The 13,530-nt window shown below is 43.3% G+C and carries 11 protein-coding genes; 2 read left to right on the top strand and 9 right to left on the bottom strand.

The genetic code is table 11. The features are described 5' to 3' along the window. Window positions 1-28: 28 nt before the first annotated feature. From JX304_RS05075 to JX304_RS05045, 7 genes are all read right to left on the bottom strand, one after another. Window positions 29-1,522: a glycosyltransferase gene (locus tag JX304_RS05075; protein ID WP_205011531.1), complete on the bottom strand. Its 1,494-nt coding sequence runs from the start codon at window positions 1,520-1,522 to the stop codon at window positions 29-31. Then, the gene (locus JX304_RS05070; RefSeq protein WP_205011530.1) at window positions 1,519-2,802 is read right to left on the bottom strand and encodes an accessory Sec system glycosyltransferase GtfB; all 1,284 of its coding nucleotides are present in this window, start codon (window positions 2,800-2,802) and stop codon (window positions 1,519-1,521) included. The genes JX304_RS05075 and JX304_RS05070 overlap by 4 nt, the downstream gene beginning before the upstream one ends. Window positions 2,803-2,828: 26 nt before the next feature. After that, the gene (locus JX304_RS05065; protein ID WP_205011529.1) at window positions 2,829-3,716 is read right to left on the bottom strand and encodes a glycosyltransferase family 2 protein; all 888 of its coding nucleotides are present in this window, start codon (window positions 3,714-3,716) and stop codon (window positions 2,829-2,831) included. Further along, window positions 3,703-4,926: a glycosyltransferase gene (locus JX304_RS05060; RefSeq protein WP_205011528.1), complete on the bottom strand. Its 1,224-nt coding sequence runs from the start codon at window positions 4,924-4,926 to the stop codon at window positions 3,703-3,705. The genes JX304_RS05065 and JX304_RS05060 overlap by 14 nt, the downstream gene beginning before the upstream one ends. 112 nt (window positions 4,927-5,038) lie before the next feature. Next, a complete protein-coding gene (locus tag JX304_RS05055; protein WP_205011527.1) occupies window positions 5,039-5,617 on the bottom strand; it encodes a cysteine hydrolase family protein in 579 nt (192 codons plus the stop codon). Beyond that, window positions 5,617-6,405: a GTP-sensing pleiotropic transcriptional regulator CodY gene (gene codY, locus JX304_RS05050; RefSeq protein ID WP_205011526.1), complete on the bottom strand. Its 789-nt coding sequence runs from the start codon at window positions 6,403-6,405 to the stop codon at window positions 5,617-5,619. Before codY ends, JX304_RS05055 begins: the two co-directional genes overlap by 1 nt. 179 nt (window positions 6,406-6,584) lie before the next feature. Further along, window positions 6,585-7,799, bottom strand: a complete 1,215-nt coding sequence (locus tag JX304_RS05045; RefSeq protein ID WP_205011525.1) for a pyridoxal phosphate-dependent aminotransferase — start codon at window positions 7,797-7,799, stop codon at window positions 6,585-6,587. A 208-nt stretch (window positions 7,800-8,007) separates the two neighbouring features. Here JX304_RS05045 and JX304_RS05040 point away from each other — a divergent pair, with 208 nt between their 5' ends. After that, the gene (locus JX304_RS05040; protein WP_205011524.1) at window positions 8,008-8,460 is read left to right on the top strand and encodes a universal stress protein; all 453 of its coding nucleotides are present in this window, start codon (window positions 8,008-8,010) and stop codon (window positions 8,458-8,460) included. Window positions 8,461-8,965: 505 nt separating this feature from the next. Here JX304_RS05040 and JX304_RS05035 read toward each other — a convergent pair. Beyond that, window positions 8,966-10,366: a Cof-type HAD-IIB family hydrolase gene (locus JX304_RS05035; protein WP_205011523.1), complete on the bottom strand. Its 1,401-nt coding sequence runs from the start codon at window positions 10,364-10,366 to the stop codon at window positions 8,966-8,968. A 64-nt stretch (window positions 10,367-10,430) separates the two neighbouring features. Here JX304_RS05035 and JX304_RS05030 point away from each other — a divergent pair, with 64 nt between their 5' ends. Then, window positions 10,431-11,393, top strand: coding sequence for an asparaginase (locus JX304_RS05030; RefSeq protein ID WP_205011522.1), 963 nt, complete (start codon window positions 10,431-10,433; stop codon window positions 11,391-11,393). Between the two features lie 86 nt (window positions 11,394-11,479). Here the strand turns inward: JX304_RS05030 and recG are convergent, their stop codons facing one another. Next, entirely contained in the window at window positions 11,480-13,495 is a 2,016-nt protein-coding gene (gene recG / locus JX304_RS05025; RefSeq protein ID WP_205011521.1) for an ATP-dependent DNA helicase RecG, read from the bottom strand. Between the last annotated feature and the right edge of the window lie 35 nt (window positions 13,496-13,530).

Raw genomic sequence — 13,530 nt, 5'->3', positions numbered from 1 at the left:
ACTTTTTTGTCGCTACAGATTCTTCGTTTTACATTTCTTTTCTGTCCAATTGGCCCATCTCTATTAGAGTCTCTTTCCAGACTTCCTGAACCTTAGATGTAAGATAGCAAGAAGCCAAGTCATAAGAAGCCTGATGATATGGAGTGAGGTTGCTTTCAAAGAGCTGGACCAGCTTGTCTGCCAACTCTTTCACCAATTGTTCTTCTGGCACTGTCTCGCCATAAGGTACCAAAAAGCCATTTTCACCCTCCTTTATAAAAGTTGGATTGCCATAACGGGCATCAAAGCCGAGCAAGGCTAACCCTGCTCCAGCCGCCTCCATCAGGGTCAAGCCAAAGGTTTCCCACTGAGAAGTGGTGAGATAAGCCTGGTAGCGAGGGTAGATCTGCTGAAGATCTGCATGACCGCGTAGGTGAATATAATCTTGTGCTGCAAGCTCCTGAATCAGGTGGTGCAAGTTGTCCGCTTCTCCTCCCTTCCCATAAATATCAAACTGAAGGGTTGGGAGTTGTTCATGAGCTTGAGCCACTACTTGAATAGCCAAATCGATGCGTTTTCTTGGATCCAAACGGGAAGCGGTGAGCACACTAAAGGAAGGTCTATCCCCTTGTGACTCCGTCAATTTTTCTAGATGCCCTACTGGAATGCTATAGATTGGAATTCCTTGACATCCTTGTTTGGCCAGTGTCTGCTCCAAGACTTCTTTTTGAAGATCCGTCGCTGTGATGAAGTAATCGAAGCGTTTGGCATACTTGAACACATAATAATACTCATAGTTGAGCTGTCCATTTTCAAATTCGTGCTCCGAATGAAAGACCATGACGAGCTTGAAAGGATGATCTTTCTCCAACAAAGGGCGGGCGAAATCCATACGCGAAGCCCGATCAATCAGCATCAGATCTTCTTCTTTTAGCGATAGCTGCAACAGAAAACGTCTCATCACTTCTGTATGGTTGGTCAAAATCTCAGGCCCCAGTTTATAGAGCCAGCTTCCACCCAACCTCAATTCTTCAAAAGCAATACTCCCATCTTGATTGTGATAGGTCCGTCTGACAACACTACCATACTGAAAATACTCTGTCACAATTTTACAAGCCCCATAATACTCTCGCTTGATCATATTTCCAGATAAAAGATAGTCTACATAGCGGACACAGTTTGGATGATAGGGATCCAGATGAAAGATCAGTGCGTTTCTATCCGCAAATTGGTAGTGAATGGCTTCTTTTGTTTTTTCAACAACATCTAGACGAGTCAGTTGAAACTCCATTTGCAAGGCCCCCACGGTCTTTTGAGGGACCGTAGTCTGTTGATCCGTAAAAGCTACATGAGCAAAAAGCAACTCCTCGTCCCGATGCCCCAAAGAGAGGTAGTAGGCCAATTTTTCTGGAGTGGGCCAAGTGGTAAAGACAAACCTCGCTGCCACTCCTAGACTCCGAAGCATCCTTGCCCGAGAGGCTTGTGCAACATCGACCCCATTGGGTTCAAATCCCACTAATAGATTAAAGGTATAAATGGTCATGCTGTTCCTCCCTCTAATCGCTTAAAGATCTCTTTTAGAGCATCTTTTTCAGGCAATTTCAAGATTCGTACCTGCTCTTTTACCAACTCTGTGAAGGTCTCAGGATGATGGAGCACTATTTCTAATTGCTGTTTCATTTCTTCGACTGTATCTGAGATCGTGCTCAATTCTTTATAGGCTTCCTGATGCACCGTACTCTTCAAACCAAATAAGACTTGCCCATTTTCAAGAGCATGAAGACTACTGCTCCATACTTCTTCTCCCTGGTTGCAATCCAGATAAATAGAACATCTGGATAACAAGTCCTCATATTTGTCCAGCGAAATCCCTGGATAGAGGCGTACATTTGGTCGAGCCGCTAAATCTGTTAATTTTGGACCCATAGCCGTCAAAGCAGCAATATGAAAGGTGACTTGTGGGAATTGATGGACCAGGCTAGATAAGCCTTCGACCTCTTGAGAGGCCGTCATGACCAGAGCTTCTGGTTGAAAACTTTCCTGCTCCACATCTACCAGCCCTGTTAAGACTGTGATCCCGTCTTTATTCTCACCCAAAAAGCCATCTTCTACCAACAAAATCTGGCTAACACGCTCTTTGACCTCATCGAGATCATGAGCATCACGTGCACAGTAGGCTAGTCTTTCCTTTGGTATCTTTTTCACAGCATCTAGTAATGACTTGTCCAGCAAAAGAATGGCTTCATCTTCCGGCAAGAGTTGTTCTAGGACAGCCCTTTGCAGCTCTTCCTTATTGGCATACAAGCGATCTCGTCCCTTAGGAGTTTGAAGCAAAAAGATCCCTTGCGAAATATAATGAAGCAGGACTTCTTCTTGCTGACGGTTCAAATAAATGTCTAAATTTGGTTGACCAGCTTCCGTAAGGAGACTCTGTTTGCTTTTCCAACCATAGCGGTTGTACACGTCAATGGATACGATCTCTTCTCCCTGACCAAACCACTCTACTCTGTCAACCGTTCGCGACAAGATATCTCCTCGCAAAACCACATTGGCACGACGTTCCTCACCATCAAAAAGATAGGTCGTGATCCCCAAGGTCCAACATTCCCATAAATCTGGAACTTCTAGATCATTGAAAAATAAAGGTTTCCCAACTGTTGATGCTGGTTCTTTTTGGGTAAAAAAGGTTGCAAGACTCTCTGTCTGTTCAGCTAAATCTGTTTCCAGATTGGTCATAAATACTCTGTAGGGCTGGCCAAGTTTGCCCAAGTATTTTTGCAAGCGATCCAGTTCTCTAGTCTGCTCTGATGCAATAATGAACATGGTGATCCTTTCTCATCAATAAGGGGTTAGTCCATAGTTTCAATAAAACTGAGGTTCATCACCACGCGCTCATAGGTTTCTGACCCCTGCAGGCCTGCTTCCTCTAATTTTTCAAGGGCCCGTTTCAAGCGCGTTTTGTAGATATAGCGATGCCAGGTTAAATCATAACCCAACATGCCTAGAAGAGCCAATTTCTCATACTTAGCTTCCATCTCATCGACGACTCGCTTTTCTGTCCAAACCTGGGACAGAGTATCTGCACGACCCACGCGATACCAATAAATACATTTCTCTGTATGAACTACCCGATGGGCTTTTAAGAATAACTTGTACATCAGGAAGTTGTCTTCGACATTTTTTCCGACTGGAAAACGGAGTCCTTCAAATAAGCTACGCTTATAAAGCTTCATCATTGCACAAGCCCAGGCCATATCTCTGGTCTCCTGGATGGCATCCTGATCCATGATCTCGCGCCCCTCGTAAAGAGTCTCTGAATAATCTTCGTCCGTTACCTTGATTAAGTATTTGCTACTACTATCATCATAGAGGTTATAGTTGGCTACTGAAACATCCGCATCATACTTTTGAAGTTGGCGATAGAGCACTTCTACATAGTCCTCCGTCACCCAGTCATCTGGATCAATAAAGGTGATATAATCACCAGTCGCCAGCTCAATCCCTGTATTTCGAGCAGCAGATAAGCCCCCATTTTCTTGGCGGACATAGCGGATGCGCGCATCCTTCCTAAAAAATTCTTTACAGATCTCTTCTGACTGGTCTGGAGAACCATCATTCACTAATATGATCTCTAAATTCGGGTAAGTCTGATGGATAACTGTTTCCAAACATTGTCTCAAATAAGCTTCTACATTATAGATAGGAATGATGATACTCACTACTTCATTTGTTTCCATGCTTCTTCTCATTTCTCTTTAAATAATTGCGAATGGCTGCCACCATATCCTGTACCTGATCATCCCTAAACACCTGATTATCACTATTTTCCACATGATCGGTTCCTTCAAAAGAAAAAATGGGAAGGCCTTGTTGACTGATCGTTTGCGTGATCTGATCGACCTCATCATAGGGATTGATATCCAGATAAAAATCCAATTTTTCTAGGACTTTTCGACTGGTTAAGGGATCAAAAGAGGGATAAAGAAAGAGATTGGGGTAGCGTTCCAATTGCACCAAGTTAAAGCCAAAATGACTATGGGCAAGGACATGAATCGCTACATCTGGCAACTCTTTTAACAACGTCTCCAACTCGTGGATATCTGCTGTATGGGTATAAATGGCAGCATGATAAGGAAATTCTCCCACTAGATCTTGATAGGTTTGCTTCAAAATCGGTTTTCGAAGCAAGATTTCCTCCCAAGAGAGGGCATAGTAAAACCACCATTGTTCACGAAAACGATTGAAGCGTTTGGAGGTCCATGGTTTATTATGAGAGGTGTAGTGAATGACTGCTGGAATCCCTTGAAAGGCATCGTACCAGTCTAGATCTCCATAGATATATTGATCCTTATCAGAACCTACTTGTAAATTATAAGTCCAAGGCAATGGATACCACGCATCTTTGAAATACAAATTCAAAATTCCTTGGTCTCCGTATACATGCTGATGGTGCTCGCGAGTGAGGTCAAAAAGTGCCTCTGTCACTTGATGTTCTTGCCACCAAGCCTTATCAATTACCAAAAGTCCAGCATTAAATCCATCCGTCGTCGTTGGCTTATCTACCACCGCACCCAGACCATAACCTTTTAGATCGACCTCAAATAAAGGCGATAAATCCTGTGTAAAGATCATGTCACAATCCAGATAGAGGATCCGTTCTTCCTCCACAAACTCTGGAATAGCGTAACGGAAATAGGTTGCATAGTGAATATGGTCACTTGGAAGTGAGAAGGACTTGAATTGCTCAGGAGATATCCGACAATTGATCACCTCTGAATCCAACTGGCGCAAGCGCTGATTCATGATAGTAAACCACTCTGTTGGTAAATCTTCATTTAAGACATACATTTTCAACTGGTCCTGATGGGCACACAGTGACTTCATAGCGATTTCCAACTTTTCCATATAAGATAGATCCGCTGAAAATACGACAGCTTTTTTATTCATAACTCCCCCTTATTGCTACCATTAGAATACCATTTTCAAGAGAGGAAGACAATCTCTAAGCCCTAAAAAAGAGGTCCAGACAAACGTCTATGACCTCTCTTAGATTGTTTTCTTATTTTGTATCTAATACAGCTAGTGTGCCGTCTACCAAGCTTGCCCCTAAGACATGCTTGAAGTGGTTCAAGGCAAACTGGTGATTTTCAGGAGTGAGCGACGCCACTGCAGGTTCCACAACTTCGATCTGATAACCCAGATTGTAGGCATCAACCGCTGTATGGAGGACACAGATATCGGTCAAGACACCCGTCAAAATAACGGTATCCACATGACGTTCCCGCAGGCGGATATCTAGATCTGTTCCTGAAAAAGCAGAATAATGACGTTTATCCATCCAAAAGACACGTGGATCCGCTTTGTGTTCCCGATAAAAATCTGCTAAAGGGCCGTACAAATCACGACCACTCGTCCCAATGATATTATGAGGTGGGAAGAGCTTGCTTTCAGGATGGAAAGGATCGTCTACATCATGCGCATCAATGGCAAAAAAGACATAGGCTCCTTGGTCAAAGGCCAACTGAGTCACCTGAGCAATGGTCTCAGAAATGGCTTGTGCAGGAGCACCTGCCGTAAGCTTACCATCATCTGCCACAAAATCGACAGTATAGTCAATTGAAATCAAGGCTTTAGTCATTAGTAATCTCTTTTCTTAATTTCCTCAAAGATATCTGGAATCAACACCTTTAGATAGGTTCCCTTCATTCCAAGAGAACGGCTTTCAATAATACCGGCTGACTCCAATTTCCGAAGTGCATTCACAATTACAGAGCGGGTAATACCAATCCGATCCGCGATGATAGAAGCAGTCAATTGGCCTTCGTTGCCATTCAACTCATTCAAAATAGCAGAGACCGCCCGTAATTCTGAGTAGGACAAGGTATTGACAGCCATATTGACAGCTGTCCGACGACGAATATTCTTCTCATCTTCCTCGCGTTGGTAGTTCAACATTTGAATGCCCACCACAGTGCTCGCAATCTCAACCAGGATCAAATCATCATCCGCAAACGGCTTATCATTGCGCCAAATGATCAAGGAACCCAACCGAATCCCAGAAACATGAATCGGCGCAATGGTGGTCAAGCCATCAGGAAATTCAGACTTGGTTTCGACCGGAAAGATACTCAAATCATGGTCCACATCTAAATTAGCTTCTGTATCGTAGACCAAACTAGCCGCCTTGGCATAATCTTCTGGTAGTTTTTTGTTTTGGAAGAAAGCTTCCACCCGGTCGTTATTGGTCTTGTAACGCATGAAATAACCAAGAAGGGTCCCTTTGCTATTAATGATACAAGCATTACAATGGATAATATCTGCCAATTGCTGGGCAATATCATTGTAAGGCATCTCAGCCTGTAACTGTTCATCTGTCCGTTTCAGGATAGATGTGATTTTACGTGTCTTTTCTAATAATTTAGCCATAATAAACCTCGCATATAGTCGACTAAAGTATATCATATAAGTGAGGGAATTTCAATCAAATTATCTGAAAATTATTTATTTTTTCTACAATTGTGCACAATTTAAAGAGACTACTAAAAAAGAGGGAAACCAAACGGAATTTGAAGACAATTCCTTCGGTTTTCCACCTTTATTTCTTCTTAGCGTTTGTATTGTTTCAAGAAACGGGTCATTTTTTCTTGAATTTGAGCCAATTCGTCCACCCGTGGAAGGTAAACAATCCGGAAGTGATCTGGATCTTTCCAGTTAAATCCACGTCCATGAACCAAGAGGATCTTCTCTTGTTTCAAGAAATTCAAGACAAATTGCTCATCATCATCAACGCGGTACATGTCCCGGTCAATTTTAGGGAAGATATAGAGACCAGCTTTTGGCTTAACCGCTGAGAGACCTGGAATATCATTGATGGCCTTGTAGATAAAGTTACGTTGCTCATAGATCCGTCCACCTGGAAGCAAGAGTTCATCCACCGATTGGTAGCCACCAAGAGAGGTTTGCACGACCTGTTGGGATAGAACATTCGAGCACAAACGCATATTGGACAACATATTGAGTCCTTCAATGTAGCCCTTCACGTGTTTCTTTGGACCAGATAGAACCATCCACCCAACACGGAAACCAGCAATCCGGTGAGATTTTGACAAGCCATTCATGCTGACACAAAAGAGATCAGGGGCCAGACTTGCAATAGCTGTGTGTTTTTCCCCATCCATAACCAAGCGATCGTAGATTTCATCCGCAAAGATGATCAAATTATTTTGGCGAGCAATCTCTACAATCTCAAGCAAGATCTCATCTGGATAGAGGGCACCCGTTGGGTTATTCGGGTTGATGACAACGATGGCTTTGGTATTTGAGGTGATCTTGGATTTGATGTCTTCAATATCTGGATACCAGTTTGCTTCTTCATCACAAAGATAATGCACCGCATTCCCACCAGCTAGACTGACAGCTGCTGTCCAAAGAGGGTAATCCGGCATGGGAACTAAGACCTCATCGCCATTGTCCAGCAATCCTTGCATGGACATGACGATCAGCTCACTCACTCCATTCCCGAGGTAAATATCATCAATATCCACATTTGGAATTTTTTTCAACTGGCAGTACTGCATGATGGCCTTGCGGGCTGAAAAAATCCCTTTTGAATCCGAATAGCCTTCACTATCACGCGCATTCATGATCAAATCATGGATGACTTCATCGGGTGCTGTAAAGCCAAATTCGGCAGGATTTCCTGTATTCAAACGGAGGATTTTTTCCCCATTCGCCCGCATACGCATGGCTTCTTCTAAAACTGGACCACGAATATCATAAGCGACATGTTCGAGTTTGCTTGATTTATTATATTCCTTCATATTCTGCCTCGATTCACGAAATTATCTCTATTATACCACTTGTTCAAATAGAGTACAAACCGAGGACTTTAAAAATTCAGCAAAAATATACTAGAAAAGCACGACTTTACCTTTACATTATGTCCTAAAAGGGATAAAATATAAGTGTATTAGGAATAGGATTACCTTCTATTCTATTCATGTTTTCAAGCTATAAGGAGGTAGAGACATGTCTCAAACATACGAAAACATTATGGTCGCAATTGACGGTTCGCATGAAGCCGAGTTGGCCTTTGAAAAGGGTGTCAATGTTTCTCTTCGCAATGGCTCCAAATTGACCATTGCTCATGTGATTGACACACGTGCACTACAAAGCGTATCAACCTTTGATGCCGAAGTCTACGAAGCCTTGCAAAAAGAAGCCACAGAGCTCCTTCAAGGGTACAAAGAACGCGCCCAAAATGTTGGGGTTAAAAATGTAGTCACTGTGGTAGAGATGGGAAATCCAAAAGTGCTCCTGGCAAATGATATCCCAAGTAAAGAAGGAATTGACCTGATTATGGTTGGAGCTACTGGACTCAATGCCTTTGAACGCCTTATGGTCGGATCCTCCTCAGAATATATCCTTCGCCACGCCAAGGTCGACTTACTAGTGGTACGTGACAAAGACAAAACCATGTAACTAAAAAGAGAGTGGGACAGAAATCGGTCATTCTTTAGAATTCGATTTCGTCGTCCCACCTCCGCACAGTTGAGTAGGGCTGTAAAAGCTGATGAAATCAGCGTAGTAGAGCCCACTCAACCACTGCGTCTTGCTCGACAATCCAAAGACAATTGAGAGGCTAGGACTTTTGTCCCAGCCTCTTTTTTAAAGATAAACTTTTCTTAGAAACTTTCCTTAGGTGAGTACGGACGTCAGCGAACTTCTTCGAAGTTCCATGACTAATTATTGAGCCTAAGGTCTCAATAATTCTAAGTGCCTGAATCTTTATTGTTTCAGGCACTTTTCTCACGACGGAAAGTTTCAGTATACTTTTGAATGAGCCTAATAGAATATCTTCGTTTAATTTTTTCTTCATCACCTAGCTTGCTTTATGTAGACAATAAGAAATTTCCTTTTTAGAAATTGTATAGCATATAGCAAAAACTCTTAGGAATAAGACTTTAATGGTATCTGTTAGAGTTTTTTAATTGTCTGTTGGTGTTTCTTTTTGTTTGGCGTGTTTTTCGTAGGCCTTTAGTTGGCGCTCCAGTTCCTTTTCAATAGCAGGTTCTGGGGCATATTTTTCTTCCCAATCATCTGGTTTTAAAATCTTGTGAGTTACCGGATCAAAGTGGGCCTTGCCATCTGGGAAAATCTTACCCATGTTGGCACGGTGAACAATCTCAAAGACCTCTTCTGGGTCAACTCCCATTAGAACAAAGCTACCATAAGTCAGGTACAGCGTGTCGATCAAGGCATCCACTTGCCCTGTCATAGAAATTTCAGCTGGATGCTTGCTACGAACCTTGGCAGCAGCCGTTTCAATCGCTTCATGAAGGGCCACCACCGAGCGGTCAAACTCTTCCTCACTGCTACTAGCTGCTCGGATAAATTCCACCAGCTCTTCTTGCTTAAACATGGTCCGATAGAGGGCATCCTGAGGTTGCCAGACAACTGGTTTTTCCTGAGTTGCCCCATCCATCACGCCATGGAAGGTCTTGACCTTATTGAAATGATCGTCTTTAGAAAGAAAGAGTTCTTTCCCAGAGAGAATTCCAAAATGTTGCAAGGCCTTTTCAATACCATCCTTGTCATTACTGGTCGTTGTATGCTTGGCAATCGCTTTGACGCTTGTGGTCCCATTCCCCATGGCAATGGACAAGCCAACACCTGAAAGCATCTCTAAATCATTGTCCGAATCACCAAAAGCCATGACCTCATCGATGTCAAAGCCATATTCCTGACCAACGATGCGAATCCCTTCTAGTTTAGAAATCCCTGGGTTGAGGACATCTGCAGCAAACGGACTGGAACGTGTGAATTTTAGATGAGGAAATTCTTTTTCAATCTTTGCCGTCTCTTCAGGACTTGATAAAATCAATACTTGATAGATTGGTTCTTGAGCTATCGTATAGAGATGCTTTTGATCTTGAGGAACTACTTTACTCACCACTTTGTTAAATCCTCGACTCACTGTACGGGCCATTTTTCGCGGAACAAAGCGGCTAGACCAAATCGAAATAGGACTCATCCCAAAGCTCATAATCCGAGAGCCAAACACCCCGTCCTTGGTCCCGAGAGCAATTTCTTTACGGTGTTCGTGAGCATAGTCGATTAACTGATGCAGGCTTTTTTTATCAATTGGACTCGTAAACAGCACACGGTCCTGGGTAAAGATATATTGACCATTAAAAGTCACTGCAAAATCAAAGCCATAGCGCTCCATAAACGGTTGAACAAAGGCTGGACCTCGACCAGTCGCAAGTCCAACATAAATTCCTTCTTCTTTTAAGGATTGAATGGCTTTTTCTGTTGATTTCAAGACCGCTCGGCTGTCATTAACCAAGGTCCCATCAATATCAAAAAAGACTGCTTTTATTTCCATCTCTCTACTGTTTCTTTCTTTTTATGTTAAAATAAATTATATCACATATTCCAAGGAGCTTCACATGTTTAAGAAAATTTTAGCACTCCATACAGGTGGAACCATTTCGATGGCTGCGGATGACTCTGGGGCAGTGATTACCAATGAAGTCAATCCTATGACCCAAGTCACTTCACCAATTGAAGGGATTGCAGTCACCTCAGAGGACTTTTTCAACCTTCCTAGCCCTCAAATGACTCCTCGTCACATGTTAGCCCTATATCAAAAAATCAAAGAGGAAGCCCACAACTACGACGGCATCGTCATCACCCATGGGACAGATACGCTGGAAGAAACGGCTTATTTCTTGGATACCATGGAGTTACCAGAGATCGCTGTGGTCATTACAGGTGCTATGCGAAGTTCCAATGAACTTGGAAGCGATGGCATCTATAATTTCTTAACCGCCCTTCGAGTGGCAGCTGATCCCAAGGCACAGGACAAAGGTGTTTTAGTGGTGATGAACGATGAAATTCATGCAGCTAAATATGTGACCAAAACGCACACCACCAACGTCAGCACCTTTCAGACACCGACACACGGGCCACTCGGCTTAGTTATGAAAAAAGAAATTCTATTTTTCAAGACGGCAGAGCCTCGAGTTCGCTTTGATCTCGACAAGATCGAAGGTTTTATTCCCATTATTTCGACATATGCAGGAATGAAAACAGACTTATTGGATATGCTGGATCTAGCTAAACTGGACGGCCTTATTATCGAAGCCTTTGGAGCTGGAAATATTCCCAAAGAAACAGCCCATAAACTCCAAGAATTCATGGATGCAGGGCTCCCAATCGCTTTAGTGTCACGCTGTTTCAATGGTATCGCTGAACCCGTTTATGCCTACGACGGAGGCGGTGTCCAACTCCACCAATCAGGCGTCTTCTTTATCAAAGAATTGAACGCCCCCAAAGCACGTATCAAACTCCTCATCGCCCTCAATGCCGGCCTCAAAGGACAAGAACTCAAAGAATATATCGAAGGGTAGTATCAGATACAAAGGGCGTAAAATGCCATCTTAAAAGTGAGTAAAGTGGAAACCAAAGAATTTCCACTCTACTCACTTTTTATGATCTAATCTAAATGTTCTTGTTTCTCCAGATAAAGCGAGAGCAAATGCCAGTCTGGGTGTTCTCGCCAATTTGGCGTCGTTACGATCTGGCTAGCGACTTTCCGCGCTTCTTCAAGAATGGGATAATCTTCTACTAAATCGGCTACCTGAAATTCTGGAATTCCTGATTGACGGGTTCCAAAAATTTCACCTGAACCCCGCATTTTCAAATCTTCCTCTGCCAGCACAAACCCATTGGTCGTCTCGGTCATGATTTTCATGCGCTGTTTGCCACTATCTGTTTTAGGATTGGCCACTAGAATAGCATAGGATTGCTTATTTCCGCGACCAACACGGCCTCGAAGCTGATGGAGTTGACTAAGGCCAAACCGATCTGCATCCATGATGACCATGACAGTAGCATTAGGCACATTGACTCCTACTTCAATGACGGTCGTGGATACTAGAACATCAACTTGGTGCTCTTTAAAGGCCTGCATGATAGTCTCTTTTTCCTCACTTTTCATCTTCCCATGAAGAAGAGAAACGCGCGCCCGCTGACCAAAGAAGGCTTCCAACTCCTCTTGAAGTGCAAGGGCGTTTTTTAGATCTAGCGCTTCTGACTCCTCGATCAAGGGAGAGATAAAGTAGGCTTGAGAACCTTTGCCAAGCTCTTTGACCAACCAATCGAGGACCACTTCTAACTGTTCATGCTTGACCCAACGCGTAATGATCTCCTTTCGTCCAGCAGGCATCTGGTCAATAATCGACACATCCATATCCCCGAAGGCTGTAATGGCCAAAGTCCGGGGGATAGGAGTCGCCGTCATCATCAGAACATCTGGGTTTTGTCCTTTTTCTCGGAGGATGCGACGTTGGGCAACTCCAAAACGGTGCTGCTCATCAATAATGACCAAGCCAAGATCTTGGTAGTGAACTCCTTCTTGGATCAAGGCATGTGTTCCCACAATCAGTTGGGCCTTGCCAGAAGCGATCTCTTCTAAGACTTCTCGTTTCTCAGCTGCCTTTAATCCTCCCGTTAGAAGAGCAATTGGCAAATCCGGAAAAAGATTTTGCAAGCTTTCCTTGTGCTGCTCTGCCAAAATCTCCGTCGGAACCATCAAGGCAGCTTGCTTCCCAGCGCTTAAAGCTGCATACATGGCAAGACCGGCCACGACTGTCTTGCCACTTCCTACATCTCCTTGTAGCAAACGATTCATATAGTATGGGGAAGCCATATCTGTCAAGATTTCATGTAAGCTTTTTTCTTGAGCTTGTGTCAGCTCAAAAGGAAGCTGTTTTTTTCGTTCTGCTAATTTTTCTGGATTCCAAGCCAAGGAAATTCCTTGACTGGCATCATGATTTTCTTCTTTTAGCACTTGGAGCTGCAACTGGAAAAAGAGGAGTTCTTCAAATTTCACCCGCCGAAGGGCTTGTTTATAATCTGCCAAGTCCTTAGGAAAATGCATCGCTCGCACTGCATTCGAGCGAGACAACAGCTGATAACGATCCCGCAAAACTTGGGGCAAATTTTCTTCTAAGAGTTGGTCCAAGCCCTGATCAAATGCTATTTTGATTAACTTTACCAGGCTATTTTGGCTGACTCCTTGCATCACTCGATAGACCGGTTGCAAATCATCTTCCACCTGAGCCAGAAGTTTCATTCCCGTCAAACTGCCTTTGGCCTTATCCCATTTCCCAAAAATCGCCACGGTCTGCTGGACTTCGATTTTGTCTGCTAGGTAAGGTTGGTTGAAAAAATTAACCGCTATGACCTGGTCCCCTTGTTTGATCGAAAAGCGCAAGCGATTTCGCTTGTAGCCATAATATTGAACATTGGCTGGTGTGGCTACCACACCAGAGATGACTGCTTTTTCCCCATCTTCCAACTCTAAAACATTACGTGTTTTGAAATCTTCATAGCGAAAAGGGAAATACAAGAGTAGGTCTTCTAAGGTTTCAATCCCTAATTTTTTAAATTTTTCCGCTGATTTTGGGCCAATACCAGGCAGTACGGATAAGGGTTGGTGTAAATTCATTGCTCCTCCTTTCTTTGATAAAAAAGCAGGTCCTC

It is taken from the genome of Streptococcus parasanguinis, from assembly GCF_901875555.1.
Lineage (GTDB): Bacteria > Bacillota > Bacilli > Lactobacillales > Streptococcaceae > Streptococcus > Streptococcus parasanguinis_H.
Note: the sequence above shows the minus strand (reverse complement) of the source record. Positions and strands in the feature narration are given on the sequence as shown.